The organism is Bacteroides gallinaceum, from assembly GCF_030373775.1.
In the GTDB taxonomy this organism is placed as follows: Bacteria; Bacteroidota; Bacteroidia; order Bacteroidales; family Bacteroidaceae; genus Phocaeicola; species Phocaeicola excrementipullorum.
This window is the reverse complement of the sequence record NZ_JAUDEN010000005.1, coordinates 113,067-139,969: the sequence shown is the minus strand read 5'-3', so window position 1 is coordinate 139,969 and position 26,903 is coordinate 113,067. Positions and strand designations below refer to the sequence as shown.

Annotated in this window: 24 protein-coding genes; 10 read left to right on the top strand and 14 right to left on the bottom strand. The window is 50.0% G+C overall.

What is annotated here, in order from left to right; all coding sequences use genetic code 11:
• Positions 1-4 precede the first annotated feature (4 nt).
• On the bottom strand, positions 5-613 hold the full coding sequence (locus QUW60_RS04765) for a response regulator transcription factor (protein WP_258337082.1): 609 nt from the start codon (positions 611-613) through the stop codon (positions 5-7).
• On the bottom strand, positions 610-1,326 hold the full coding sequence (locus tag QUW60_RS04760; protein ID WP_258337083.1) for a hemerythrin domain-containing protein: 717 nt from the start codon (positions 1,324-1,326) through the stop codon (positions 610-612). The genes QUW60_RS04765 and QUW60_RS04760 overlap by 4 nt, the downstream gene beginning before the upstream one ends.
• 182 nt (positions 1,327-1,508) lie before the next feature.
• Between QUW60_RS04760 and QUW60_RS04755 the strand changes: the two genes are divergently transcribed.
• Positions 1,509-1,841 (top strand): DUF8442 family protein, encoded by a 333-nt coding sequence (locus tag QUW60_RS04755; RefSeq protein ID WP_258337084.1) that lies wholly within the window; start codon positions 1,509-1,511, stop codon positions 1,839-1,841.
• 6 nt (positions 1,842-1,847) lie between these two features.
• A complete protein-coding gene (locus tag QUW60_RS04750) occupies positions 1,848-3,707 on the top strand; it encodes a YgiQ family radical SAM protein (protein ID WP_289558779.1) in 1,860 nt (619 codons plus the stop codon).
• Positions 3,708-3,713: 6 nt separating this feature from the next.
• On the opposite strand, the gene QUW60_RS04745 is transcribed toward QUW60_RS04750, so the two are convergent.
• The 5 genes from QUW60_RS04745 to QUW60_RS04725 all read right to left on the bottom strand — a co-directional run bounded on the left by QUW60_RS04745 (position 3,714) and on the right by QUW60_RS04725 (position 10,646).
• A complete protein-coding gene (locus QUW60_RS04745) occupies positions 3,714-5,054 on the bottom strand; it encodes a citrate/2-methylcitrate synthase (RefSeq protein WP_258337086.1) in 1,341 nt (446 codons plus the stop codon).
• Between the two features lie 65 nt (positions 5,055-5,119).
• Positions 5,120-6,388 (bottom strand): NADP-dependent isocitrate dehydrogenase, encoded by a 1,269-nt coding sequence (gene icd, locus QUW60_RS04740; protein WP_258337087.1) that lies wholly within the window; start codon positions 6,386-6,388, stop codon positions 5,120-5,122.
• A gap of 90 nt (positions 6,389-6,478) precedes the next feature.
• Complete coding sequence (locus QUW60_RS04735; RefSeq protein ID WP_289558776.1) at positions 6,479-8,728, bottom strand: aconitate hydratase; 2,250 nt, start codon at positions 8,726-8,728, stop codon at positions 6,479-6,481.
• Between the two features lie 241 nt (positions 8,729-8,969).
• Positions 8,970-10,268 carry a M56 family metallopeptidase gene (locus QUW60_RS04730; protein ID WP_289558774.1) on the bottom strand — a complete coding sequence of 433 codons (1,299 nt, stop codon included), beginning with the start codon at positions 10,266-10,268 and terminating at the stop codon, positions 8,970-8,972.
• 12 nt (positions 10,269-10,280) lie between these two features.
• Entirely contained in the window at positions 10,281-10,646 is a 366-nt protein-coding gene (locus QUW60_RS04725) for a BlaI/MecI/CopY family transcriptional regulator (RefSeq protein ID WP_258337090.1), read from the bottom strand.
• Positions 10,647-11,205: 559 nt separating this feature from the next.
• Between QUW60_RS04725 and QUW60_RS04720 the strand changes: the two genes are divergently transcribed.
• The 7 genes from QUW60_RS04720 to QUW60_RS04690 are packed head-to-tail and all read left to right on the top strand — an operon-like array spanning position 11,206 to position 20,002.
• Positions 11,206-11,625 carry a PaaI family thioesterase gene (locus QUW60_RS04720; RefSeq protein WP_258339355.1) on the top strand — a complete coding sequence of 140 codons (420 nt, stop codon included), beginning with the start codon at positions 11,206-11,208 and terminating at the stop codon, positions 11,623-11,625.
• A complete protein-coding gene (locus tag QUW60_RS04715) occupies positions 11,622-12,734 on the top strand; it encodes an isochorismate synthase (protein ID WP_258339354.1) in 1,113 nt (370 codons plus the stop codon). The genes QUW60_RS04720 and QUW60_RS04715 overlap by 4 nt, the downstream gene beginning before the upstream one ends.
• Positions 12,735-12,752: 18 nt before the next feature.
• Positions 12,753-14,405, top strand: coding sequence for a 2-succinyl-5-enolpyruvyl-6-hydroxy-3-cyclohexene-1-carboxylic-acid synthase (gene menD / locus QUW60_RS04710; RefSeq protein ID WP_289558771.1), 1,653 nt, complete (start codon positions 12,753-12,755; stop codon positions 14,403-14,405).
• Positions 14,406-14,410: 5 nt separating this feature from the next.
• On the top strand, positions 14,411-15,235 hold the full coding sequence (gene menB, locus QUW60_RS04705) for a 1,4-dihydroxy-2-naphthoyl-CoA synthase (protein WP_258339352.1): 825 nt from the start codon (positions 14,411-14,413) through the stop codon (positions 15,233-15,235).
• Positions 15,236-15,267: 32 nt separating this feature from the next.
• A complete protein-coding gene (locus QUW60_RS04700) occupies positions 15,268-17,796 on the top strand; it encodes an outer membrane beta-barrel protein (protein WP_289558768.1) in 2,529 nt (842 codons plus the stop codon).
• Positions 17,797-17,809: 13 nt separating this feature from the next.
• Positions 17,810-18,865, top strand: a complete 1,056-nt coding sequence (locus QUW60_RS04695; RefSeq protein ID WP_289558766.1) for an o-succinylbenzoate synthase — start codon at positions 17,810-17,812, stop codon at positions 18,863-18,865.
• Positions 18,866-18,877: 12 nt separating this feature from the next.
• Positions 18,878-20,002: an AMP-binding protein gene (locus QUW60_RS04690; protein WP_258339349.1), complete on the top strand. Its 1,125-nt coding sequence runs from the start codon at positions 18,878-18,880 to the stop codon at positions 20,000-20,002.
• 104 nt (positions 20,003-20,106) lie between these two features.
• Here the strand turns inward: QUW60_RS04690 and QUW60_RS04685 are convergent, their stop codons facing one another.
• From QUW60_RS04685 to QUW60_RS04665, 5 genes are all read right to left on the bottom strand, one after another.
• On the bottom strand, positions 20,107-20,409 hold the full coding sequence (locus QUW60_RS04685; protein ID WP_258339348.1) for a GNAT family N-acetyltransferase: 303 nt from the start codon (positions 20,407-20,409) through the stop codon (positions 20,107-20,109).
• Positions 20,410-20,558: 149 nt separating this feature from the next.
• Positions 20,559-21,074, bottom strand: a complete 516-nt coding sequence (locus QUW60_RS04680; protein WP_258339347.1) for a very short patch repair endonuclease — start codon at positions 21,072-21,074, stop codon at positions 20,559-20,561.
• Between the two features lie 118 nt (positions 21,075-21,192).
• Positions 21,193-22,728 (bottom strand): ribonuclease Y, encoded by a 1,536-nt coding sequence (gene rny, locus QUW60_RS04675; protein ID WP_258339346.1) that lies wholly within the window; start codon positions 22,726-22,728, stop codon positions 21,193-21,195.
• Between the two features lie 111 nt (positions 22,729-22,839).
• On the bottom strand, positions 22,840-23,151 hold the full coding sequence (locus QUW60_RS04670) for a cell division protein ZapA (RefSeq protein ID WP_258339345.1): 312 nt from the start codon (positions 23,149-23,151) through the stop codon (positions 22,840-22,842).
• 25 nt (positions 23,152-23,176) lie between these two features.
• Positions 23,177-23,470, bottom strand: a complete 294-nt coding sequence (locus tag QUW60_RS04665; protein WP_258339344.1) for a coiled-coil domain-containing protein — start codon at positions 23,468-23,470, stop codon at positions 23,177-23,179.
• A 318-nt stretch (positions 23,471-23,788) separates the two neighbouring features.
• On the opposite strand from QUW60_RS04665, the gene QUW60_RS04660 reads away from it, so the two are divergent.
• Entirely contained in the window at positions 23,789-24,163 is a 375-nt protein-coding gene (locus QUW60_RS04660) for a winged helix-turn-helix transcriptional regulator (RefSeq protein WP_289558760.1), read from the top strand.
• A 39-nt stretch (positions 24,164-24,202) separates the two neighbouring features.
• Here the strand turns inward: QUW60_RS04660 and QUW60_RS04655 are convergent, their stop codons facing one another.
• Positions 24,203-24,577: a nitroreductase family protein gene (locus QUW60_RS04655; RefSeq protein WP_289558758.1), complete on the bottom strand. Its 375-nt coding sequence runs from the start codon at positions 24,575-24,577 to the stop codon at positions 24,203-24,205.
• 503 nt (positions 24,578-25,080) lie between these two features.
• Positions 25,081-26,250: an IS4 family transposase gene (locus QUW60_RS04650; protein ID WP_289558756.1), complete on the bottom strand. Its 1,170-nt coding sequence runs from the start codon at positions 26,248-26,250 to the stop codon at positions 25,081-25,083.
• Between the last annotated feature and the right edge of the window lie 653 nt (positions 26,251-26,903).

The following is a 26,903-nucleotide window of genomic DNA, read 5'->3' as shown; positions in this document are numbered from 1 at the left end:
TCGGCTACAAGTTCATCTTGACCTCGCTCAGCTCCACCAGCTTGTTCACAATGGCATAGATGGTCAGGCCGGCAGCCGAATGAATCTGCAGCTTTCTCGTAATGTTCCGCCGATGCGTAATCACCGTATGCACCGAAATGAACAGCTTCTCGGCTATCTCCTTATTCGTCATGCCGCGAACTACGCACCCTACTATTTCTTTTTCCCTCTGGCTCAGCGTGCTCGCATCGCCTTCGTCTTCACCCGACACATTCATCAGAACAGAAATCTTGTGCGTCAAAGAATCCACATCGTCAAACAGGTTGACCGCTTCGTCATATCCTTTCAACTGATTGGAATCGACAACGGTATAAATCAGCGAAATGAATTTGATGTCAGCATGCGGATACCGCTGCCTGAATCCGTCCAGGTCGAACCACCCTTCAAACTGCGGATTCACAATCAGTATATCCAGCTGATGGGCTTCCATGCAATGCAGAAGCCCTTCTTTCGAAGATATTTCTATGGGCTGCACCTTCACGTCAACCAGCCGCCTCAAAATAGAAGCCAGCCCTCCGCGCACAATTGCTGAAGATTCGGCCACCGCTACATGTATTACATCCTGTGATTTCATCTTGCCTCCTTTTCCAGTTCCATTATGGCAGGCACAAACAGATAGTCTTCCACCCGGTTGTGCGAGTCCAAGTCTTCCTCGCAACTGAAAATGTCGAACAGCGTGGCATTCAGAAGCTGGTTGTCGGCTCCTCCCGGATAATACTTGATGATGATGTTTTTCAGTTCTGTCAGTTTCGCATTAATCTGGTCATGGTTGCGGGCGAACACTCCGATATTATATCCCTCTGTTTTTTCCCCCTCCAGCAGCCTGCCGACATACACAAACACTTTCTCGTTTTCATATTCCATATGCTTGCGCACTTCATGGACATATGCGTCAAAAAACTTGATGATCAGACAAGCCACTTCATTTTCCTGCGAGCAGTCGATCGCTTCGATGAGCTTGCGGCGGATGGTGGGAAGCTGGAAATCCAGGAAATAATGGTGCGCCCTCTTGAGGTAATCCATCAGCGCCGGAATAGAAAGCCCCTTCAGATGATCCTGGATGCGGTTGCCGTCTTCGCACAAGAAATTGACAACGATCAGAAATGTATCGCAATCCACTTGGTTCATCTCGCAGACTTCCTTCACCGACTTGTCACCGAAACCCAGCGCCACACCAAAACGGCTCAAAACCTGAAGAAGCGCATAATTGTCGCAAATCAAGTCACTCATCTTGTCAGCAGGCTTATAAGTTCTGGCTCCGTTTGTACACATAAATATAGGTTTCATAATTTTTCAATGCAAAATAAGACAATTCATACAAGGTTTACAATCACCATTTGTCGGTATTTAAAGCCGGACAAAGATAAAGCATCGCGAAACAATAAAACCATAAGAAAACACAAAAACAGAAAAGGGTTTTCCGAAAAAATTCTAACTTTGCCCATATAAACCAATAATAACATCTTTTTATGTACACAATACAGACAAACGCTTCGGGCACACGGAGCATGGAGATTTCAGAAAAACATCTGGAAACAATCGAAAAATATGCGCTCTTCCGGCAGCTGATCGACAGCAACGGAATCATCGACGAATCGGTGCTTGACAAGCTCAAGCTGAATGTCCGCTCGCTCATTGCCTCGATGGAAGAAAACAGCAAGGACTTGCTTGACCTCTGCATTGATGTCATCTACCACAACAACATGAAAGCATACGGGCTGCATCAGCTGATCTTGCTCTACATCAAATGGGAGAAAGAAAAAGAAGAAAAGGAAGAGAAAGCTGAAGAATCTAACTCATAAGAAGCCTTGAAAGAACATCAACTGACTGACTGGCTGCCTACAACCAAAAAGGAAGCGGAGCTGAGGGGATGGGACAAGCTGGATGTCATCCTGTTCAGCGGCGACGCGTATGTGGACCATCCTTCATTCGGAGCTGCCGTAATCGGACGGACACTGGAAGCGATGGGGCTCAAAGTGGCCATCGTGCCGCAGCCCAACTGGAGGGACGACCTGAGGGATTTCAAGAAACTCGGACGCCCGCGTCTGTTTTTCGGAATATCCGCAGGATGCATGGACAGCATGGTCAACAAATATACAGCCAACAAACGCCTGCGCAGTGAAGACGCCTACACGCCGGACGGACGACACGACATGCGCCCCGAATATCCGAGCATCGTGTATGCGAACATCCTGAAAGAGCTTTACCCGGACACACCGGTTATCCTGGGGGGAATAGAGGCCTCTCTGCGGAGGCTCACCCACTATGACTATTGGGCCGACCGCGTGCGCCCGTCCATACTGACCGAATCAAAGGCCGACCTGCTGATTTACGGAATGGGAGAAAAGCCCATAGCCGACCTGTGCCGGCATTTTTCGGAGAAGGTGGGCGATACGCAGGAAGCGTCGGCAAACGACATTCCGCACGACATCCTGCAAACCGCTTATCTGGCAGGCAAGCCGGATAAAGACCAGCTGCCCCCCAATCCGAACGGAGAAGGCGACCTGATTCTCTTTTCGCACGAAGAATGCCTCAAAGACAAGAAGAAGCAGGCGCAGAACTTCCGCCACATCGAAGAAGAGTCAAACCGGTATGCGGCAGCGCGCATTCTGCAACAGGTGGACGGACGGACGGTTGTGGTCAACCCTCCTTATCCCCCGATGACGCAGGGAGAACTCGACCGCTCGTTCGATCTCCCCTATACCCGACTGCCTCATCCCAAATATAAGAACAAGCGGATCCCGGCCTACGACATGATCAAATTCTCGGTGAATATCCATCGGGGATGCTTCGGAGGATGCGCTTTCTGTACGATCTCGGCCCATCAAGGAAAGTTCATCGTGAGCCGAAGCAAGGAAAGCATCCTGAAAGAAGTGAAAGCGATTACGGAAATGCCCGACTTCAAAGGATATCTGAGCGATCTGGGAGGGCCTTCGGCCAATATGTACAGAATGGGAGGAAAAGACGAAACGCTGTGCCGGAAATGCAGGAGGCCGTCCTGCATCCATCCGAAAGTCTGCCCGAACCTGAATGCCGACCACCGTCCTCTGCTCGACATCTATCATGCCGTGGACGCAATGCCGGGAATCAAGAAAAGCTTCATCGGAAGCGGGGTGCGGTATGACCTGCTCCTGCACAAAAGCAAAGATGCGAACGCCAACAAAAGTGCGGCGGAATACACACGCGAACTGATCGTGCGCCACGTAAGCGGAAGGCTCAAGGTGGCTCCGGAGCATACGAGCGACAAGGTGCTTTATCTGATGCGCAAGCCGAGCTTCGAACTGTTTTACGAGTTCAAACGGATATTCGACAAGCTGAACCGGGAAGAGAACCTGCGCCAGCAGCTCATTCCCTACTTCATAAGCAGCCATCCGGGATGCACAGAAGAAGACATGGCAGAGCTTGCCGTAATCACCAAACGGCTTGACTTCCATCTGGAGCAAGTGCAGGACTTCACTCCTACACCGATGACAGTAGCCACCGAAGCATGGTACACGGGATTTCATCCCTACACCCTGGAACCTGTATATTCGGCCAAGACACAGAAAGAAAAACTGGTGCAACGCATGTTCTTCTTTTGGTACAAGCCCGAAGAGCGCCGCGCCATTGTCAATGAACTGAAGAGAATAGGCCGGAGCGACCTGATTCCGAGACTTTACGGGAGATAACCCCTGTCAGCGTTCGCTGATGGGGGTATATCCCACCTCGTCCAGCACATTCTTGTATGCCGGACGAATGATTCGCCGCCCTTCAAAGTTCAGCTCCTCGATGCGGTGTGCAGTCCATCCCACAATACGGGCCATTGCGAAGAGAGGCGTATAGATCTCCATCGGCAGGCCGATCATCTCGTAAATGAATCCCGAATAGAAGTCCACGTTCGAGCAGACACGCTTCTTCGTCCCTTTCACCTTCTTGAAGCACTCGATGGCACGCTGTTCAAGCAGTTCCAGAAAAGCGAATTCCTTTTCACGCCCCTTTTCTGCAACCAGCTCGCTTGCAAGTTCTTTCAGCAGCACGGCGCGCGGATCTGAAATCGTATATACAGCATGTCCGATACCATAAATCAGTCCGCTTCCGTCGTATGCCTCTTTATTAAGCATCCGCAAAAGATAGGTGTCAATCTCATCCACATTCGTCCAGTCGGATATGACTTCCTTCAAATGATGGAACATCTTAACCACCTGGATATTGGCTCCTCCATGAAGCGGCCCTTTCAATGAACCGATGCCGGCGGCAATGCTCGAATACGTATCAGTACGCGTAGAGCTGGTGACACGCACGGTAAAAGTAGAGTTGTTTCCGCCTCCGTGTTCTGCCTGCAGCACCAGCAGCAGATCAAGCATACGCGCCTCAAGCGGCGTGTATTCCTTCTTTATCATATAAAGGAAGTTCTCCGCAATCGAAAGATTCTCATGCGGATGGCGGATATGCAGGGACCGTCCGTGGATGCTGTGACGGTAGATGCTATAAGCATACGCGATGATTGTCGGGAACTTGGAAATCAGTTCGATCGACTGGCGCATCAGGTTGTCACGGGAGATGTCATCGGGATTCGGGTCGAACGTATACATTTCCAGCACACTGCGCGCAAGGATATTCATGATGTTCTGCCCTTCCAGATCAATGATATTCATCGTGGTCTTCTTGTCAAGCGGCATGTTGTCATTGATCAGCTCCTTAAATGCAGCCAGCTGCTCATTGTCGGGCAGTTCGCCCGACAAAAGCAAATAAGCCACTTCCTCAAACCCGAAACGTTTCTCCTTCAGCAGGGCATGCACGATGTCATCCAGATCATACCCTCTGTAAAACAGCTTTCCGGGAATGGCTTTCAGCCCCTCGTCTGTGCGTTCATAGCCGACCACGTTGCCGATCTTGGTCAGCCCCACCAGCACACCCGTGCCGTCCTCATTGCGGAGTCCCCGTTTCACGTTATACCTGGTGAACAACTCATTATCAATGCGGCAGGCCTGTTTGGCACATTCCGACAATTTATATACAATGTACTCCTTCTTCATAATTCATAAATACTCTTAGTTAAAAATTTGTCTGCGGCCGGTTCTTCCCACTTCAGCGCAAACATTTACAAAACCCCAAGCAGCTCCACAATCCGCTCTCCGAACAGATCGGTAGGCAAAGACTTTCCGCCGGGCATGAAACGTGCAAGATCGGGGGTAGCCTCTCCCTGCGAAAAAGCTTTCTCCAGAGCAGCCGTTATCAGCGAAGCGGCTTCGTTCCAGCCCAAATGCTCCAGCATCATCACCGATGAAAGAAGCAGCGAACACGGATTTACCACATTCTTTCCGGCGATATTCGGCGCCGTCCCGTGTGTCGCTTCAAAAATGGCATGTCCTGTCTGATAGTTGATGTTGGCTCCCGGAGCAATGCCGATGCCGCCCACCATGGCAGCCAACTGGTCGGAAACATAGTCCCCGTTCAAATTCAGCGTTGCAATCACGGAATAGTCTTCGGGCATAAGCAGCGTATTCTGCAAGAAAGCGTCGGCAATGCAATCCTTTATGATGATCTTGCCATTGTTTACCGCATCGGCCATAGCAGCCCTCGCCGACTCTTCTCCCAGCTCCTTCTTCAGCACATCATACCGGTTCATAGTAAACGTCTGTCCGGAAAATTCCGTTTCCGCCACTTCGTATCCCCAGCGCTTGAATCCTCCTTCGGTAAATTTCATGATATTCCCCTTATGCACCAGCGTCACGCTTGGAAGATGATGCCGGACAGCATACCGGATGGCTGCCCTCACCAGACGCTGCGTGCCTTCTTTCGACACAGGCTTCACCCCAAACGAAGACGTTTCAGGAAAGCGCACCTTGGTCACTCCCATTTCATCGCGGAGAAACGCATAGAACTTCTTCGCCTCCGGAGTGCCCTGCTCCCACTCGATGCCGGCATAGATGTCTTCCGTATTTTCGCGGAAGATGTGCATGTTCACCTTGTGAGGTTCTTTCACAGGAGATACAACTCCCTTGAACCAGCGCACCGGACGCAGGCAAACATACAGGTCAAGCGTCTGCCTCAAAGCCACGTTCAACGAACGGATTCCTCCGCCTACGGGAGTAGTCAAAGGCCCCTTAATGCCCACCAGATACTCGTTAAAGGCATCCAGCGTGGCTTGAGGCAGCCATTCGCCCGTCCGTTCGAAAGCCTTTCCTCCGGCCAGCACCTCCATCCATTCGATGGAACGCTTTCCGAGATAAGCCAACTCTACGGCCGCATTCACTATCTTCTGACAAACCGGAGTTATCTCTGCCCCAACTCCGTCGCCTTCTATAAAGGGAACCGTCACCCTGTCGGGAACAACCAGCTTCCCGTCCTGCATATATACTTTACTCATATCCTTCAGATTCTAATGTAAATAATGTAAATAATAAAAGCCTTTACCGTTTTTCCGCCGTTCAGACGGCACCCGGCAGTCCAGCCGGACTCATTTTGTATTCAGCGCCGAACCGGCCTTAAACCACTCGATTTGCTGCCTGTTGTAAGTATGCGCAGCCCTAAAGGTTTCCGTCGTTCCGTCTTCATGCAAAAGAACGATGCTCAACGGCTTTCCCGGAGCGAAATCTCTCAGCCCCAATACCGAAATCTTGTCATGCTCGCGCACTTTATCATAATCGTCCTTGTCCGCGAATGTCAAAGCCAGCATTCCCTGCTTCTTCAGGTTCGTTTCATGAATACGCGCAAAACTCTTTGCAAGAATCACCCTCACATTCAAGAAGCGCGGTTCCATGGCGGCATGTTCCCGGCTGGACCCTTCGCCATAATTTTCCTCGGCCACCACAATAGACGCGATTCCTTCCGCCTTGTATTGCTTTGCCACGGCCGAAACCGCTTCGTAGTTACCGTTCAGGCTGTTCCATACAGCATTCGTCTTTCCGTTGAAAGCATTTACCGCCCCCATCAGCATATTGTCAGAAATGTTTTCCAGATGCCCGCGGAAGCGCAGCCAAGGCCCTGCCATCGAGATGTGGTCTGTCGTACATTTCCCTTTCGTCTTGACAAGCAGCGGCATCTCAAGGAAATCATTTCCATCCCAAGGCGCAAAAGGCTCCAGCTTCTGCAAGCGCTGGGAAAGCGGACTGATCGTTACCTCCACGCGGCTTCCGTCCGAAGCCGGAGCCACATAGCCGTTGTCGTCCACCGTAAAGCCCTTTGCAGGCAATGTTTCTCCCACAGGAGCGTCCAGCCTTACGGCCTCGTCAGCTTCGTTGACCAATGTGTCTGTCAGCGGATTGAAACAGAGATCGCCGGCAATGGCAAGGGCTGTAGCCAGTTCGGGCGAAGCGACAAAAGCATGCGTATTCGGATTTCCGTCGGCACGTTTCGCAAAATTCCGGTTAAAGGAAGTCACAATCGAGTTCGGACGCGCATTGTCATCAGTCACCCTCTTCCACTGCCCGATGCAGGGACCGCATGCGTTGGTCATTATGATTCCGCCGACAGCTTCAAAGTCAGCGATCATGCCGTCGCGTGAGGCCGTGCAATACACCTGTTCCGAACCCGGATTGACTATAAGCGGAGAAGCCATTTTCAGCTTTTTCTCCTTTACCTGCCGGGCCAGCGAAGCGGCACGACTCAAATCCTGGTAAGAAGAATTGGTGCACGAGCCTATCAGCCCGACTTCCATACGCTGCGGATAGCCGTTTGCCTTCACCTTGCCGGCAAACTCCGAAATGGGACAAGCCGCATCCGGCGTGAAAGGTCCGTTGATATAAGGCTCCAGTTCCGAAAGATTGATTTCAATGATACGGTCATAATAAGATGCAGGATCGGCCAGCACTTCATCATCCGCACGCAAATCCTCGGCGCAGCTTCCGGCAAGCGAGGCAATCTCCTCACGTCCCGTAGCCGAAAGGTAGCGGCCCATCTCTTCATCGTACGGAAAGACCGACGTTGTGGCTCCCACTTCCGCCCCCATATTGCAGATGGTTGCCTTTCCGGTGCAGGAAAGAGATTCTGTCCCTTCTCCGAAATATTCGATAACGGCATTCGTAGCACCCTTCACCGTAAGCAGTCCCGCCAGCTTCAATATCACATCCTTCGGAGCAGCCCATCCGCTCAGGCTTCCAACAAGCTTCACTCCGATAAGCTTCGGCATCTTCAGCTCCCACTCCATGCCAGCCATCACGTCTACGGCATCCGCGCCGCCCACACCGACAGCAATCATGCCCAGCCCTCCGGCATTCGGCGTGTGCGAGTCCGTTCCCACCATCATGCCACCGGGAAAAGCGTAATTCTCCAGCACCACCTGATGGATGATTCCGGCACCCGGCTTCCAGAACCCGATGCCATATTTCGATGCCACGCTTTTCAGAAAGTCGTAAACCTCTCTGTTCGCATCGCATGCGGCAGGCAAATCCTCCTTCACTCCCTTATATGCCTGAATCAGATGATCGCAATGCACGGTAGAGGGCACAGCCACCTTCTCCTTTCCTGCATTCATGAACTGCAGCAAGGCCATCTGCGCCGTAGCATCCTGCATCGCCACCCGGTCGGGACGAAAATTCACATAATCTTCTCCCCGGCGGAATGCAGTCATCGCCTTTTCATCATACAAATGTGCATACAAGATCTTTTCGGCCAAAGTCATAGGCCGATCCAATTTCTTTCTGGCATTTTCCACTTTCGCCCTATACGACGCGTAGAAGTTTCTGATCATTTCAATGTCGTAAACCATACGGATTATCCTTTTATCGTTTTTACCAATATCGCAAATATAGCAAAACAGAATCAAACATCCATACCTTACGGCATAAAAACATCAATCCGATCTTATTTTTAAGATAAAACGAATAAATATAACAGAAATAACGACCGATCTATTTCTTTTTGAAACATCTGCAAACAGAAGAAACGAAACAGAACCGGGGCATGGCGACCCACACCGCCACGCCCCGAAACAGACCGCTCCAGACCAATCACTGAAGCTTGAACATCACCGGCAAGGTGTACTTGCAGCGCACCGGCTCACCCTTCTGCATGCCGGGCTTCCACTTGGGCATTGACTTGACCACACGCACCGCCTCGGCATCAAGGTCCGGATGGACGCTGCGAAGCACATTGAAATTGCTCAACGAGCCATCTTTCTCAATCACAAACTGCACGATGGCACGCCCCTGAACGTTCTGCTTCATAGCCGTCTGCGGATACTGAATATTCTGGCTTATGAAATCAAGCAGTTTCTGGACTCCCCCGGGAAACTCCGGCATCTGTTCTACCACAGTATAGACTTCCTCTTCCGTTTCAGCAGGAGCCGGCGTATCGGCAGGAGCCTGCACCGGCTCGGAAACAGGCGCCGTCTGTTCCGTCACACCTTCATCGGCTTGCTTCTTTTCCGATGTACACGACATGTTTCCCAGCATGAGTAGAGCGAATGCCGGAAACGCGAGCAGAGCATACTTGAAATACCCTGCACGGCTGGTTTTCTTCTTGTTCATCATAATGATACGTTTTTTAAGGTATGATAAGTTGAAATGATTGGTAATTCCGGTTCCGGAAGGACGGGAAGCCAGTTCCACCAGATGATACTGATACTTGCGGACCGGAAATCCCGATTCAAGCACACTGCGGTCGGCCAGGTATTCAAGGTTTTCGCACACTTCCCGCCTCAGCAGCCAGGCAAACGGATTCCACCAACATACCGCGGTGACCGCCTCCATCAGCAGCACATCCAACGAATGCCACTGACGCACATGCGCCCGTTCGTGGGCAAGAACCTCCTCTTCATCCGAAGCCTCCACATCCCTCCGGCAGACAAAAATCCAGCCGAAAAACGAGAAAGGACCGGAGGGTTCGGAAAGGAACCTCACATTCACGCCATGCAAAGACCCGGGAGAAGAAAGGCGCAACAGACGGCATACACTTCCCAAACGGACGATCATGCGGAGAGCCAGCAGGCACAGGCCTGCCACATAAAGCAGCACAAGCGCGGAAACAACCGGCGGAAAAGGTGCAGAATCCGACGGAGCAGAAGCCTCTGCCACCGCTTCGGGCAAGACGAATGCGGACATATAATCTGCAACGGGAGATGAAACGATGCCCGGAGCAGGCCATTCCACATCCGCCAAAGGCAAAAGAAACGAAGCCGCCACAAACGAAAGCAGAACGAAGCGTTTCCAGACGAAGAACGTGTCGCTCACGCAAAAAAGCCGGTAAAACACATAAAAAAGCACGAGCCCGGCATTCACTTCCAGCAAATAGACCAATTCGGATGCCATAAGATTCTGATGTTATTCCTGTTTTCCTTTTTCTATCAAATCGATGATTTCCTTCAGGTCCGAAGCAGAAATCTTGTTCTCCTTCGCAAAGAAAGAAACCATCTCCTTATAAGAATCGGCAAAATAATTGCGCACAAAATTGCCGACAGAACGCTCTTTATATTCACTTTGCTGAACCAGAGGCGTATAGCGGTAAGTATTGCCGAAACGTTGCGCCTCCAGGTATCCTTTGCGCTTCAGATTCTGGACAACCGAAGCTACCGTGGTATAAGGAGGGCGCGGCTCCGGATACTGCTCCACGATCTCCTTCACAAAGCAGGCGCCGAGATTCCATATATACAGCATCGCCTGCTCTTCCTGCAATGTCAACTTTTCCATCTGCATACGAGTTTATTACGAATACTTCGCAAATCTACGAAAATTTCGTAATAATCCAAGCGCAAGCAGGTTAATATAAATTAAAAGCAGGCTGACGGAGAGGTCCTTCCCCGGAAAAAGACGGAAAACAGGCCGTCACTTCAACCTCTTCACTGGAGTGATACGATTGCATCACTCCAGTGAAGAGATCGTATCATTGCAGTGAGAAGAACGTATCACTCCAGTGAAGAGGTAAAAAGACCGGCTTATGCCAGGGCTGACGCATTACTAAAGTCATTGATATTCAGAGTATCTGATATTTAGAGATATACTAAAGCCTGATAAAAAGGCTGTTTTTTACCTATAAAATCAGCACATGCTGAATAATAAGTACTTAATAATCAATATTCTTTTTAATGCGTCAGCCCTGCGGCTTATGCTCCAAGACACGATCCAACGCCCTGAAAAACCAGCAGACAGAAAGACAAGAATATTCACACCCGAAGCGGTAATTTCACACTTGTTGCTACACGTTTTGCACGGAATTATGTAATTTTGCAAACCAATATAAATACACCGTATGCAAACAGAAGAAAACAAAGAGTTGCCTTTGCCCGACTTGTCGCACTCGATGGGCGAACATTTGGGCATACGTTTCACCGGAATGAAGGAAGGCTTCGTGCAAGCCGTCATGCCCGTTGACGAACGGACGTGCCAGCCATTCGGAATCCTGAACGGGGGAGCATCGCTCGCCCTGGCAGAAATCGTAGCGGGGCACGGATCCATTCCGCTCTGCGCCGAAGGACAGATGCCGTGCGGCATACAGGTCAGCGCAAACCACGTAAGCATGGTCCCGAAAGGAAGCTGGGTGAAAGCCACCGGAACGCTCGTACACCGGGGAAAAACCACCCACATCTGGAACATCGACATCACGGCTCCCAACGGGAAACTGGTTTCAACGGCACGCATAATCAATCAAATCGTAAAAAAACACGCATGAACATACCCGAAACATCCATCCATCACCTGATAGACAACCTGACACACGGCGGCCGGAGCTTTGCCCTCTACCGCCTGCCGTGGACTGACGAGCCGATTCTCGTGCTGCAAGCAGACGGGATGCCGGAAACGGCCGGAACGCTCGCCGAACTGAACGGAAAAGAGGGCTTTGTCATGGCACCGTTCCACGCTTCAGACAGATGCCCGATCATTATCATACGCCCGGACAAAGTGGCGCGCAACTGGGACAAGATTGCCGAAGCCCTTGCCGGCGAATCTGCACCCGAAGCGCAGGCCGAAGAAGGCGCTCAGACAGCAGAACAGCCCTCGGCGGACGAAGAAAAACAAAGGTATGCAGAAACATTCGGCCTTTTCATCACACCGCTCCGCCAAAAGCAATTCCGCAAGCTGGTGCTTTCACGCCAAAGCCGCCAGCCGCTGCCGGATAACTTTTCGCCGCTGGGCACTTTCGTAAAGGCATGCAACAGCTACCCAAGAATGATGATTTCGCTCTGCCATACTCCGACAGGCGGCACATGGATAGGAAGCACGCCGGAAGTCATACTCAGCGGAAACGGAACAGACTGGCATACCGTGTCGCTGGCAGGAACCATGCCGATGAACGGAGAGAACATGCCGACCGAATGGAGCACCAAGAACAAGGAGGAACAAGGATTCGTCAGCGAATACATCCGGAAGGCCGTCAAGAAATTCGGCTCCAGGCTGACAGAGAAAGGACCGTACACCGCACGTGCCGGACAACTGGTCCATCTGAAAACGGACTTCCATTTCACGCTGAAAGAAACGCAGCATCTGGGCGACATCCTTCAGGAACTCCATCCCACTCCTGCCGTGTGCGGACTGCCTAAAGACGAAACCTACCGGTTCATTCTGGACACGGAGGGATACGACCGGAGCTACTATTCGGGAATCATCGGATGGCTGGCTCCCCGGGAAGAAACAACGCTCTACGTGAATCTGCGGTGCATGCACATCGGCAAAGACACGGCCACACTCTATGCCGGAGGGGGAATACTCCCGACTTCAGAAGTCGACTCGGAATGGGAGGAAACCCAACAGAAGATGAACACCATGCGCAACATCCTATAATGCAAAACAGCACCCGCCATGTATACCGACAAAAAGAACATACTGCAACTTGCTGCTCTGCTGAAAGCGCACGGCATAAGAAGAATCGTGCTGTGCCCCGGAAGCAGGGACATACCCATCGTACAGACACTTGCCAGGATGCCTGAATTCACCTGCTATCCGGTGACCGACGAACGCAGCGCAGGATTCTTCGCACTGGGGCTGGCTCTCAACGAAAACAGGCCGGCAGCCGTATGCTGCACCTCCGGATCGGCTCTGCTCAACCTGCACCCTGCCGTAGCGGAAGCGTTCTACCAGCAAGTGCCGCTGGTGGTGCTCTCGGCCGACCGGCCCGGCGCATGGATCGGACAGATGGACGGACAGACCCTGCCGCAGCCCGGCGTGTTCGGCGGGCTTGTAAAAAAATCGGTCAGCCTTCCCGAAATCAAGGACAGCGAAGACGAGTGGTTTTGCAACCGCCTCATCAACGAAGCGCTGCTCGAACTGAATCACCACGGACAAGGACCCGTACATATCAACATACCCGTCAGCCAGCCGTTCTTCAACTTTCCGACAGCGGAAATTCCGCCGGCACGTGTCATTTCACGCTATGAGGGGAATGAAGCCATACACAGATTCATCCGGAAATTCAAACAATACAGCCGGCGTATGATGGTTGTGGGACAAATGAATCCGAAAAACGCGCTCAGCAGACAGACCGCCGAAGCGCTTGCTCCCCACTTTGCATGGATGACCGAAAACATCAGCAACCAGGCTGCGCCTCCGAATGCAATCCGGCACATCGAACCCGTGCTGGCATCTCTCGGCAAAGACAGATGGGAAGAAATGCGTCCCGATCTTCTTGTCACCTACGGAGGCCACATCATTTCCGGCCGCCTCAAGAAGTTCCTCCGCAGCTGCCCTCCTGCCGAACACTGGCACATTGCACCCGACGGACAAGTAGCCGATGTCTTCCAGTCGCTCACTGCGGTCGTGGAGATGGATCCGTACCGTTTCTTGACAGAAACGGCTCCGCTCATCAGCGGAACGGCTTCCGGCTATCCAGCGTTATGGAACGATGTCTGCCGGACGCTGGACGAGGCTGACTTTCCGTTCTCAGAGATGGGTGCCGTGGGAAAAGTGATGCGCAGCCTGCCGCCATCCAGCGTCCTGCACCTGGCAAACAGCTCGGTGGTGCGTTATGCCCAGCTTTTCAACCTGCCGCCGGACATCGAAGTGCTTTCCAACCGCGGGACAAACGGCATAGAGGGTTCACTCTCGACGGCAGCAGGCTATGCCTCTGCTTCCGGAAAGCTCAACTTTGTGCTTATCGGAGATTTGAGCTTCTTTTACGACATGAACGCGCTTTGGAATTCAAACTACGGCAACAACCTGCGGATCCTGCTTCTCAACAACAGCGGAGGAGAAATATTCCATGCTCTGCCGGGGCTGGATGTGCAGCCCGCAACCACCCGGTTCGTCATAGCCAGCCATCAGACATCGGCCCGCGCATGGGCAGAAGACAGGGGATTCCGCTATCTGTCCGCACGCAATGAAGAAGAGCTGGAAGATGCTTCCGCCCTGTTCACGCAAGAAACCGGACTGCCTCAGCCGCTTCTGCTCGAAGTGTTCACGGACAAAGAAAAAGATGTTGAATTATTGAAAACTTATTACCATAACCTCAAAAAATAAAAGCCATGCCACAACCAAGAGAATGGAAAACCATCAAAACGTATCAGGACATCCTGTTCGAATTCTATAACGGAATTGCCAAAATCACGATCAACCGTCCCCGTTACCGCAACGCGTTCACGCCGGACACGACCAAGGAATTAAGTGACGCATTCTACTACTGCCGCGATTGCCGCGACATCAACGTCGTCGTACTGACAGGGGCAGGCGACAAAGCTTTCTGCTCGGGAGGCGACATGCACGTAAAAGGACACGGAGGCTACGTGGGAACCGACGGAGTTCCCCGCCTGAATATTCTTGACGTACAGAAACAGATCCGCTCGCTCCCGAAACCGGTAATCGCCATGGTCAACGGATACGCCATCGGCGGAGGCCATGTGCTTCATGTGGTCTGCGACCTGAGCATCGCATCCGAGAATGCCATTTTCGGACAGACAGGACCCCGTGTCGGAAGCTTCGACGCAGGATTCGGCTCATCTTATCTGGCCCGTGTGGTAGGACAGAAGAAAGCACGCGAAATCTGGTTCCTCTGCCGCCAATATTCCGCCCAGGAGGCTCTCGAAATGGGACTTGTGAACAAAGTGGTTCCCTTCGACCGCCTGGAAGACGAAGTGGTGGAATGGGCGGAAACCATGATGCAGCACAGCCCGCTCGCCCTGCGCATGATCAAGGCAGGACTGAATGCGGAACTCGACGGACAGGCCGGAATACAGGAACTGGCAGGCGATGCCACCATGCTCTATTACATGACAGACGAAGCGCAGGAAGGCGGAAAGGCGTTCCTGGAAAAGCGCAAGCCCGACTGGTCGAAATATCCGAAACTCCCTTGACTTGCGCACAAGAAAAAAACATAGACGCAAAGATGAAACATGCAGTCTGTCTGATAACCGTACTTTGCCTGTGCATCGTGGGAAGCCGGCAACTGAACGCCCAAGAGCAAGCGGCAAAAGACTCTGTCGTGTTTCATCTTTCCGATACCTTGCTGCTTGACGAAGTAACCGTAACCGCCCCCATCCCTCCGATGGAGCAGAAAGGAGATACGGTGGTTTTCAATCCGAATGCGTTCAAGGTTCCCGAGGGAGCCTATCTGGAAGCATTGGTCCGCCGCATTCCGGGACTAAGCTACGATCCTAAAAACCATTCACTCTCATTCAACGGCTATCCGATCAGGGAAATCACCGCAAACGGAAAAGAGTTCTTCAAGGGAAACAACAAAATTGCTCTTGAAAATATACCGGCTTCATTTGTCAGCAAACTGAAAGTGTACGACAAAGAAACGGATAAAGAAAAGGATACGGGCATAAAAGATACGGAAAAGAATTATGTCCTCGATTTGCAGACAAAGAAAAAGCTGAACGGAACGCTCACAGCCTCCGCAGAAGCCGGATACGGCAACCACAAGAAGAAAAATGCCAGTGCCCAGCTATTCCGGTTTGAAGAAGGCGGGGATAACTTCAGCGTCATCGGACGCTCGGGCAACCAAGACTTCACCACTCCCGACGAACGGAATATTTCGCATTCCATCGGAGCAAGCGCAAGCAGGCATCTGACCAAAAACGTGGAGCTGTGGGGGGGAATCGGATACAATTACAACCGGAACGGCGCGACCGGATCCGGATACAATGAAAACTATCTGACCGAAACCACGCAGTACGGAATCAACACAAACAATTCTTTGAGCAAAGACCGGAACACGAGCGGAAACCTGGGTCTCAGATGGAACATCGACGAAAAGACCAGTGTCAACATAGGAGGCAACGCAAGGTTTCTGCCTTCCACCAGCCGGAACGACACGCACAGCTCCATATTCAGCGTCAACCCGCAGGTGGACGTGAGAAACCCGTTCGCGCAAATCGAAGAAACAGACCAGCGAAACCGCATCAATGACCATCTGAGCCAGACAGAGCACAAACGCAATTCATGGGGATATGACATCAACGCATCCTTCACCAGAAAATTAAACCCCAAAGGAAACAACCTGGCAATAAGCTATCTGGCAAGCCGGAACAAAATGACCGACGAATCATTCACACTGGCTGAAGCAACCTACTTCCGGCTGAAAGACATCTGGGGAAACGACTCGGTGAGCCGACAGCATCAGTTCCGGAAATCACCCTACGACACCCGGAGCCATGAAACGGAACTGGCTTATACGCAGGTGTTCGGCGAGAACGCGCGCCTGCAATTCGCCTATGCGTTCAAATACGAACAAGAAACAAGCAATCAGGATACCTACGACCTGTCCTTTCTGCCGGAAACAGGACAGCCGGCCATCGGAAACCTTCCGCAAGGATACGAATCGGGACACATCGACAGCTTGAGCAACCGGAGCGAAAGCAATACGGCAAGCCACCGGTTTACACTCACTTATAACTACCAGGGAAAAGTATGGAGCATCCAGACAAGACTGTCTGTAATCCCCCAAAGGCGTTCACTGAAACAGACGGATGCAAATACACGGATCGACACAGCCTCAACCAGCATTGAATGGCATCCGTCTTTAGCCCTCACCAGACAAAAAGACAATTGGTATGCAATGCTCAGCTATTCAGGATACACCCGCCAGCCTTCATTGGCCAGCCTGCTGGCACCCACCCAATATGTATCTCCCTTGCTTGTCACCCGAAGCAACCCCGACCTGAAGCCGTCATACAGTCATGCGGTTTATTTCATGATAAACAACTTCACCAAAGGCATCAATATAAGCATGGCATTCAACCAGGAATTCAACAGCGTGTCACAAGCCACCTCATATGATCCGCAAACCGGAAAAAGAGAAACCTTTCCGGTAAACATCAACGGCAATTGGAGCCTGATGGGAAATGCCGGATACAACCGAAGTATGGGATTGTTCAGACTGTTCGCCAACGCTTCGAGCAACTTTGCACACCGCATAAGCCTGATCGATGACACCGGTTCATCACAGATGGCACAAAGCGCAACACGTGCTCTCGGACTGTCTTCCGACATCCGCCTTTCATACGTCCCGGACTGGGGCAACATCGACTTGAACGGGAGATGGGACTACCAGCAGTCGAAGAACTCGCTTCAGGGAAACAACACGTACACGCGCTACTACACAATGGGCATTACAACCAACATCCAGCTTCCATGGAACCTGACTTTTGACACGGATGCCGCCTACAATATACGCAACGGCACCGGAATGGGAAACGATGACAACAATGAAATTCTCTGGAACATCCGCCTGGGATGGAAGTTCCTGAAAGAAAAGCAGGGCGAGATTTCATTCTACTGGGCCGACATACTCAGCCAAAAGAAAAGCTATTACCGGTATGCTTCGGCCACGCGTTTCAGCGAAACCTACTCCGAACAATTGAGAGGATACTTCATGATATCGTTCAAATATCAGTTCAACAAAATGAATTAAAAAGCAAAAGATCATGTATAAGATTCAAATCATTCCACGAACCCTGCACTTCAAACAGCCTGCAGGTACCTCACGAGGCGTCTATACCACCCGCAAGGTCTGGTACATCCGCATAGAAGACCGCAATGCGGGAAGATTCGGCATTGGAGAATGCGCGCCGCTCCCGGCATTAAGCTGCGACGACTTGCCCGACTATGAAAGCATTCTTGCCGGACATTGCCGCAATACGGGAATGACAGGAACCATCGACTACGAAGCGATGCGTCCCTATCCGTCCATGCTTTTCGGTCTGGAAACAGCCTTGCAGCACCTCCACACCGGCAGCGTGAAACTGTGGAACACTCCTTTCTCTGAAGGAAAACAGGGGATTCCCATCAACGGACTGATATGGATGGGGAACTTCGATGAAATGTACAAGCGGATAGAAGAAAAGATGCGCCTCGGTTTCCGCTGCATCAAAGTGAAAATCGGAGCTATCGACTTCAACAAAGAGCTGGAGCTGCTTGCGCACATCCGCGAGCATTTCTCTCCTGAACAGATCGAGCTCAGAGTAGACGCAAACGGGGCGTTTGCACCTGACGACGCTCCCGAAAAACTGGAAGCGCTCAGCCAGTTCCGCCTCCATTCGATCGAACAGCCCATCCGCGCCGGACAATGGACTGCCATGGGACAGCTTTGCAAGAGCAGCCCCTTCCCCATCGCACTGGATGAGGAGCTGATCGGCATAAATACAGTGGCACGCAAGATCGAACTGCTTGAAACAATCCGGCCGCAATACATCATTCTGAAACCTTCGCTGCATGGCGGGCTGAAAGGATCGGCCGAATGGATCACACTGGCAACACAGCGGGGCATCGGCTATTGGATTACATCGGCCCTGGAATCAAACATCGGACTGAATGCCATTGCCCAATGGTGTGCCACACTCAATCCGGTTCTTCCCCAAGGACTGGGAACGGGACTGCTCTTTACCGACAACATTGACTATCCGCTCTCTATCAAAGGCGACTGCCTGTGGTTTGACCCGGAAGCGCAGGCGCCCGATTTCAAACATTATTTATCTGAATAAAAAACGCAAACAATGCCATTCATTACCGACAGACATAAACAAACCATAACCATCAACGGAACAGTCTATCAGCCAGCCGACTCGATGACAGAAAACGGCAAGCCGAGCCGGCTGCAAAGTCTGTTCCGGGAAAAATACGGCACCGACAGCTTCCATGCCCGGCTGGCCGACTTTCTCACAGAATGGTTCAATGCGTCCGACAGGCTGAAGGTGCATACTTCCGGATCCACCGGAAAGCCGAAAGAACTGTGGGTGGAAAAAGAGCGCATGATGAACAGTGCCATGCTTACCGTTTCATTTCTCAGGCTCCAGCCTCATGACACAGCGCTCCTCTGCATGCCGCTGCAGTATATCGCAGGCAAAATGGTCGTGGTCCGCGCACTTGTTGCCGGACTGAACCTGATTCCGGTAAACCCCAGCGGACATCCGCTCAAAGATCTGGCGAAAGCTCCGTCTTTCGCGGCCCTGATTCCGATGCAGGTATTCAATTCGCTTGCCGTACGCGAAGAAAACGAACTGCTGCAACAGACACGCCACCTGATCATCGGAGGCGGAGCAATCGACCGCCAAATGGAAGAAACGCTCAGGCGCTTTCCAAATTCCGTATGGAGCACTTACGGAATGACGGAAACACTTTCGCACATCGCACTGCGGAAACTCAGCGGACCGGAAGCCTCCGGATGGTATACGCCATTCAAGGATGTGACTGTTTCCCTTTCAGACGAAAACACGCTCATCATCCGTGCTCCGCGTGTCAATGAAGAAACCCTGACAACAAACGACATCGCAGAACTGAACCCCAAGGGGCAATTCCGCATCATCGGCAGAAAAGACAATACAATCAATACGGGAGGAGTAAAAGTACAGATAGAACAGATCGAAGAGGCTCTGCACGCCCGGCTCTCCCTGCCCTTCATGATAACGGCTGTACCCGATCCGAAATTCGGCGAACGCATCGTTATGCTGACAGAAGGAGAACCGCAGATGAAAGAAATCGAAAAGGCCGTCTCCACGCTTCCCCCTTACTGGAGGCCCAAGCAGGTGTTCAAGACAGAGAAGCTCCCTCAAACAGGAACCGGGAAACCCGACCGCGCCGAGGCCAGACGGCTGGCAGAAGACATCGCCGCACGAATCTAGGCACACCAGCAAAAACAAGGCACAGAAACACACGCTGAATCCAATAGCTGCAAACGTTGTGTTTCTGTGCCTTTATGTTCAAAGCCTGTTCGCTGATCTTGCCGTCAAAGAGCGCAAGATCCCTTGTCCACATAATCCTCGCCGACTTCTCCTCCATATTCAGGATGCCTTTGAAGCCAGGACACCGCATACGAACAAGTGGCAATCGGTTTCAACTGCTTCACACGGGCATAATCATACACCGCCTTTACCAATGCAGCAGCAATACCACGTCCCCCAATCGCTTCGGGGACTACCGTATGCCGGATATCCAGTCCCTTTTCACGGATTTCGTAAGCCACATGAGCTGTATACCCATCAACTAAAGTCCAAAATCTTTTACCTCCTTCATCATGTAGTATTTCCATATCGCCTCTGTTAAATTGGTTAGTTTCGCAAGTTACGAAATATCAGAGTATTTGCCGATACCGGATTTTATAAAATATATGAATTGATTCCATGTTTTATAACATCACCGGAAACTCCCTGAAGAACGCACAAACCGCAGCAGCCGACATTACTCCTTCATACGCACATACTCCGGATCAGGCTCTGCCGCATTCCGCCCAGATTCTTCTTCAAGGTCATATTTTTTCGCGCCGTAATTCAGCAGAACCATCTTGTTGAGCGTACACACAAGTCCCTCAAGCGTCCTTTCCCTCACCTTCGGCTTCAGCTGGCATTCCCATAGCTGGATGACATGCCAGCCCATATCCCTGAGCATGATACGATCTTTCCTGTCGCGTTCCCGGTTTCTTTCGATCTTATTCCGCCAATAATCAACGTTCGATTTGGGAAGCACATAATACCTGCACCCTTCATGCCCGTGCCAAAAACACCCGTTGACGAATATCACCGTACGGTATCTGCGCAGCACGATATCGGGAGTGCCGGGCAGCCTCCGCACGTTGACACGGTAACGGAAACCGCGGGAAAAAAGATATTTCCTCACAATGATTTCCGGCTTCGTATCTCTGCTCCGTATGTGCGACATGCAGCGATGCCTCTGTTCTGGTGTCAACTTATCGGCCATAAGCAATGTTTAGTCAGCGAATATACAACAATATCCCAACACCCGGGCTATGAAAACTAAAAAAGGAAAGAGCCTCGCGGCCCTTTCCCAAACAATTATTACATACTTAACAGATTCTTTATTTAGCGAAGCTGACCGCACGTGTTTCACGGATAACCGTAATCTTCACCTGACCCGGATAAGTCATCTCATCCTGAATCTTTTTGGCTATTTCAGCCGACAGATTTTCGGTCTGCTTGTCGTCTATCTTGTCTGCGCCTACAATGACACGCAGTTCACGTCCTGCCTGAATTGCATAAGTCTTGGTCACTCCCGGATATGACATGGCAAGCTGTTCAAGATCGTTCAAACGCTTGATGTAAGCCTCAACAATTTCACGGCGGGCACCCGGACGTGCACCGGAAATGGCATCACACACCTGAACAATCGGAGCGAGCAGGCTGGTCATTTCGATTTCATCGTGATGAGCGCCGATAGCGTTGCAGATATCCGGTTTCTCCTTGTACTTCTCTGCCAGCTTCATGCCCAGCAGCGCATGCGGAAGTTCCGGCTCTTCGTCAGGCACCTTGCCTATGTCATGAAGCAGACCGGCGCGTTTCGCCTTCTTAGGATTCAAGCCAAGTTCCGAAGCCATCACCGCACAGAGGTTGGCAGTTTCTCTGGCATGCTGCAACAGGTTCTGCCCATACGAAGAACGGTATTTCATTTTACCGATAATGCGAATCAGTTCCGGATGAAGTCCGTGGATACCCAAGTCGATTGTCGTGCGCTTGCCGGTTTCGATGATTTCATCTTCCACCTGCTTGCGTACCTTTGCAACCACCTCCTCAATGCGTGCCGGGTGGATACGTCCGTCAGTGACAAGCTGGTGCAAAGCCAGACGGGCTATTTCGCGGCGAACCGGATCGAAAGCGGAGAGCACGATAGCCTCCGGCGTGTCGTCCACAACAATTTCCACTCCCGTAGCCGCTTCAAGCGCACGGATATTACGTCCTTCCCGGCCGATGATGCGTCCTTTGATTTCATCCGACTCAATATGGAACACGGTTACCGAGTTCTCGATAGCCGTTTCGGTGGCCACGCGCTGGATAGACTGGATGACGATACGTTTCGCCTCACGGTTGGCTGTCAGCTTGGCGTCATCCATAATGTCGTTGATATACGACTGGGCCTGCGTCTTCGCCTCCTCTTTGAGCGACTCCACCAGACGTTCTTTCGCTTCTTCTGCCGAAAGTCCGGAAATGGCTTCCAGTTTTTCACGCTCCTGCGCCTGCATCACGTCGAGCTCTTCTTTCTTCTTCTCGATGATGCTGAGCTGTGCATCCAGATTCTCCTTGATGGCCTCCGCTTCATTCCGCTTGCGCTGAAGCTCCTCGTTCTTCTGGTTAAGCACCATTTCACGCTGCTTCAGCTTGTTTTCCGCCTGCTGGATTTTCTGGTTACGGGCAGCCACCTCTTTTTCCAGGTCAGCCTTCTTGTTAAGGAACTTCTCTTTCACCTCCAGAAGTTTGTTCTTTTTAATCACCTCGGCTTCAGTTTCAGCCTCCTTAATTATCGTTTCACACTTCGACTTCAAGCCGTACCTGAAGAATCCGTATGACAATGCCCCTCCCACAAGAAAGGCCACAACCACTAGTATTACTGTCGTCAACATTAGTATTTTAATTTAAACATATATAAAAAAACAAGCGCACAAACTTCCTCCGGTCATCCCTTCAGACAGCTTGTGCGCCTTTAATCCTTCAATTGTCACCACCGAATCCGTCTACACGTCATCTTCTTTCTTCTCCTCCGGCTTCAGCACACGGTCCATACTTCTCATCATCTGCTCTATCCTTTCATAAAAAGGCTCCGTGTCATTCCGCACTTTCAACTGCTCATTTTCATAGGCGAAATCCAAGGCTGTCATCGCCCAGTGTATTTCCGCTTCAAACTTCGGATACGTGCTCCGATAATAATTCAGTGCCTTATCAATCCGCCTGGCCGCATTGCGGTAGAATTCTTCTTCCGACCTCAAGATAGTCAGCGGATACTCCTTATTGTCAATTTTCAGTCTTATTTTAAACTTATCGTCCATATAATGTTTCTTCACTGCCAAACATTCATTCTCCCAGCAACTTGATACATTTATCGACTTCACGCACAAGTCTCGCCAGCCTCTGTTTCGTATCGCGGAGTTCATCATCGTTGACACTCAAGATGCGAGCACTTTTCAAATTCCTGTACCTTCCATTCAAATCCTCCAAGCCTCTTTTCATCTCTGCCAGTTCCGCTTCTTTCTCGGAAAGAAGCCCGCGGAGCGAAGCGTTTTCCTGCTGCAAATTCTCATAAAGCACAAGCAGGTGCTTAAACTTCACGTCAAAGGCATCCAACAGCTTTTCGTTCTTTTCAATCATCAGATATAGGAAATTCGTATACAAATATAGTGGATTGATTGGAATTTCAAAAATATTTGCAGAAGAATTTACCTATTTTATGAAGAAAAATCCGATAAGACAACAGAAAGGCATTAAAAACAAGCCGATTATCAGCTTATCTGAAAGAACGGGGCAATGAAAGAGAATGAAAGCAGACGGATTCAGATTTTCACTTTTTCATTCTGCAAACATGTTCTTTTTTTAGCGGAAGATCATATTTAAGATCTATTTTATTCTTGCCGACGGCTTTTATTTGATAACTTTGCATGTGGAAGCCGACAACTATTTTACTGTGCCATGAGAAAGAAAGAAGAAAAAAATGCAATTATTGAGATATGTCCTGTCCGGAACGTGATCGCCCGTTTCGGCAACAAATGGGCATTATTGGTGATTCTCATTTTAAGCGAGAACAAGGTTTTGCGTTTCAACGAATTGGGCAGGCTGATACCAGACGTATCTTCCCGCGTACTTTCAGGCACGCTCCGCACGCTTGAAGCAGACGGGCTGGTGGAAAGAACGGTTTATCCGACAGTGCCCCCCAAAGTGGAATACAGACTGACAGAAACGGGCGCTTCGCTAGTCCCGTTTATCGTGCAGTTGACAGAATGGGCACAAAAGCACATAAAATCAATCATCAGGCACAGAAAAAAATTTGAAGCCGCTGAAAAATAGCGGCTTCACTTCTCCAAACGCATCATCAGCGACCGGTTGCTACACCCAGATCAGACGCTCTCCTTTTCGGGGTCTGGCCTTGATTTCACCCATCGGATCTTTCGGATAGCCGAGCAGCACATGAAGGACTGCGTAATAATCGGTGCACACGCCCCACCGCTGAAGCGTTTCGTGTCCGAAAGGGTTGTCGAACGAGTCCCATGCAGAACCAATGTAGCATGACCCTATCCCCAAAGAGGTTGCAGCCAACAGCATATTTTCGGCAGCCACGCAAGCGTCGCTTTCCGCATAAAGGAACTTCCTGGGAGCAAAAAGCGTCACTACCGTTGGCGCATCGTAGAAAGCGTTTTTGATAGAAGCGTCATCGGCAATGCTCGGCTGCTCCTTTGACACATAAACATCAACAGTAGACATCCTGCCCCGAACTCCTTGATATTTGCCAAAACAGCATCCATATCCTTCTCAGCCATCTGTCTGAATCTGGCATGACTGCCCAGCGCATAGATATAACAGTGTTTACACCGCTGGTCGCACGCTTCTGTGATATGCCATTGAAATGCGAAATATTCCATAAGCCTTTTTTATTTTAAAAGTTCCTGCCGCATACCATATTTTTCATTGCTGCACAATGAACTTCATTGTTTGTCATCCGCTCCGCAAGCGCTGCCGCAAGCACTCGCAGCATTCAACTGTCTGAAAAAACGATTTTCTAACATAATCTTTAGTGTTTAAAAGTAATACAATCAGTTCTTGATTTCTTTTTTCCGATCACAAAATTACGACGCTTATTTCTGATAAACAATAACTTACATATTCATCAGATAGTAACCTTTTTCTCGCTTTTGCTGATTAACAAAGGATTGTTCTCATAAAAAAATGCAGAAAATGCTTTTTTACATTGATTCACTGCTGGGCACTTAGTCCCAGCTGATTTTCAATTGTTTATAATTTAGTTCTTTGACATTTTTGTAATCGCAATTGGTAAGTATCTCTCTTACAGGCGTTTTATCCAGTAGAGAAAAACTCAAAATTTGTAGGATTTCGTAGATTGGACGGTTAACTTTCAATTTGTAAGCGACAATGGCAACCAGACAGTATGTTATGATGGCACAGTAGACTTGTGTCTTGACTGCATTCATCGTGGTTCCCCAAAAAGATTTTACTTTCAGGTGTTGCTTTATCCATTTGAAAAATAGTTCCACCTGCCAACGGTTCTTGTATAGCAAGGCTACTTCCTCTGCTGAGAGTTCCATGTTGTTGGTGATGAACACAAATTCTCTGCCCAGTTCTTCATCGTAGTATTTAACCCGCCGAAGTTTGTCCGGATATGCTTTGAGCGATTTATACGTTTCAAGTATTCCAATCTGGTCACATTTTATTCCGGTTGTTTTATCGACTTCACGGGAATACATTCTACGGAATCTCATATTATCCTTTGCACGTGTAACGAAGTAAGCATCACAGGTGTGAAGCTTATGCAAACGGGTGAAGTCAACATATCCTTTATCCATGATATAGAAACTTCCCTTTTCATAACTCAACTCATCCAGCATGTTTACGTCATGTACTTTAGCATTGGTTACCAGTACGATTGTCGGTATGGAAGTCTTTACATCATACAAGGTATGAAGTTTGATGCCTCCTTTGTGTTTCCTAAATTCCGCCCACCAAAAAACATTCAGACAAAGGTCTATGGTGGAGGAATCAAAGGCATAAACATTACCGTCAACTTTCACCTCGAAGTCATTTTTGTTGTAGCTATTACGGGCTTCCGCAATCAGGGTATAAGCAAATTCTTCGTAGATACGATAATCTCTATTCCGGTTTGCTTTCCCCAGATTGGTACGGCTAACTGTTGCACCGAATCCCAAGTGATAGTACTTGCTCTTGTGCGCCTCAAGGCTGAGCATAAGCTCACGCATACTATCTCGGGCGGTCAGTTGTCCGAAAATCATGCACAGCATCTGATTCCAACAGGTGAATGTTCTGATTTTCTTATTCCCGGAATACTTCTCTACCAAACGGTCAAAGACACGACGGGGAAGAAAATCTGTAAGTTGAGCGAAGATATATTTGCCTTGGTTCATTGTTTTTAGCTTTTGGACAAAGCTAAAACAACTTTTCAATTCAAATCGTCACGCTCCAAAAAGATATTTAACTATGCGATTATCAAAGATTTCAAAGAACGATGTTTAATTTAAAGTGCCCACTAGTGACATTGATTATTTTTTTAGCCTATGCGTTTGGACCAAGAGCGTTTAAATTTTCCAATAAAATGAGAAACTGTTTTGAATTTATCGTGTGCTGATTTGGGATGAGTTTTTGAGGCATTTCCGTTTGTGTGATGAGGAAGATAGCGGGCTATCCGACGAAGAACAGAAGCGGAAAAGACAAAAAAATAGCCCAAAGCACACACGAAAACGAACACATCAAGCCAAGAAAAACTTTTTGGAGAAATTCAAAACAGTTTCTGATATTCTGTCAGGTTCTTTTGCGCTTGCTTCCGGCATGTCTTCCCCGATTCTATTCGTCAGCCGATTGCCCTTCGGTACAAAGCACAATCCTGTCTAGCCCGCCGAGGCTTTCACCCCCTGAAATATCCTGTCATTCTATATAAAAAAGACATTATCTCCTTTTGGGCAGTTTTTATTCCGAGTTTGACAATTTTCTTTTTAACTTTGCAGAGCGTTGAGGTGACATTAGACGCACGACTTATTTTCATCGTTTAAGCAACTAAAAA

Coding starts and splice junctions, on each gene's coding strand:
- QUW60_RS04755 (WP_258337084.1), top strand. CDS start 1,509: ATGTACACAATACAGACAAACGCTTCGGGCACACGGAGCATGGAGATT.
- QUW60_RS04695 (WP_289558766.1), top strand. CDS start 17,810: ATGTATAAGATTCAAATCATTCCACGAACCCTGCACTTCAAACAGCCT.
- QUW60_RS04660 (WP_289558760.1), top strand. CDS start 23,789: ATGAGAAAGAAAGAAGAAAAAAATGCAATTATTGAGATATGTCCTGTC.
- QUW60_RS04685 (WP_258339348.1), bottom strand. CDS start 20,409: ATGGAAATACTACATGATGAAGGAGGTAAAAGATTTTGGACTTTAGTT.
- QUW60_RS04760 (WP_258337083.1), bottom strand. CDS start 1,326: ATGAAACCTATATTTATGTGTACAAACGGAGCCAGAACTTATAAGCCT.
- QUW60_RS04680 (WP_258339347.1), bottom strand. CDS start 21,074: ATGGCCGATAAGTTGACACCAGAACAGAGGCATCGCTGCATGTCGCAC.
- menB (WP_258339352.1), top strand. CDS start 14,411: ATGCCACAACCAAGAGAATGGAAAACCATCAAAACGTATCAGGACATC.
- icd (WP_258337087.1), bottom strand. CDS start 6,388: ATGAGTAAAGTATATATGCAGGACGGGAAGCTGGTTGTTCCCGACAGG.
- QUW60_RS04765 (WP_258337082.1), bottom strand. CDS start 613: ATGAAATCACAGGATGTAATACATGTAGCGGTGGCCGAATCTTCAGCA.
- QUW60_RS04690 (WP_258339349.1), top strand. CDS start 18,878: ATGCCATTCATTACCGACAGACATAAACAAACCATAACCATCAACGGA.
- QUW60_RS04670 (WP_258339345.1), bottom strand. CDS start 23,151: ATGGACGATAAGTTTAAAATAAGACTGAAAATTGACAATAAGGAGTAT.
- QUW60_RS04735 (WP_289558776.1), bottom strand. CDS start 8,728: ATGGTTTACGACATTGAAATGATCAGAAACTTCTACGCGTCGTATAGG.
- QUW60_RS04665 (WP_258339344.1), bottom strand. CDS start 23,470: ATGATTGAAAAGAACGAAAAGCTGTTGGATGCCTTTGACGTGAAGTTT.
- QUW60_RS04725 (WP_258337090.1), bottom strand. CDS start 10,646: ATGGAAAAGTTGACATTGCAGGAAGAGCAGGCGATGCTGTATATATGG.
- QUW60_RS04655 (WP_289558758.1), bottom strand. CDS start 24,577: ATGTCTACTGTTGATGTTTATGTGTCAAAGGAGCAGCCGAGCATTGCC.
- menD (WP_289558771.1), top strand. CDS start 12,753: ATGTATACCGACAAAAAGAACATACTGCAACTTGCTGCTCTGCTGAAA.
- QUW60_RS04650 (WP_289558756.1), bottom strand. CDS start 26,250: ATGAACCAAGGCAAATATATCTTCGCTCAACTTACAGATTTTCTTCCC.
- QUW60_RS04715 (WP_258339354.1), top strand. CDS start 11,622: ATGAACATACCCGAAACATCCATCCATCACCTGATAGACAACCTGACA.
- QUW60_RS04730 (WP_289558774.1), bottom strand. CDS start 10,268: ATGGCATCCGAATTGGTCTATTTGCTGGAAGTGAATGCCGGGCTCGTG.
- rny (WP_258339346.1), bottom strand. CDS start 22,728: ATGTTGACGACAGTAATACTAGTGGTTGTGGCCTTTCTTGTGGGAGGG.
- QUW60_RS04700 (WP_289558768.1), top strand. CDS start 15,268: ATGAAACATGCAGTCTGTCTGATAACCGTACTTTGCCTGTGCATCGTG.
- QUW60_RS04720 (WP_258339355.1), top strand. CDS start 11,206: ATGCAAACAGAAGAAAACAAAGAGTTGCCTTTGCCCGACTTGTCGCAC.
- QUW60_RS04745 (WP_258337086.1), bottom strand. CDS start 5,054: ATGAAGAAGGAGTACATTGTATATAAATTGTCGGAATGTGCCAAACAG.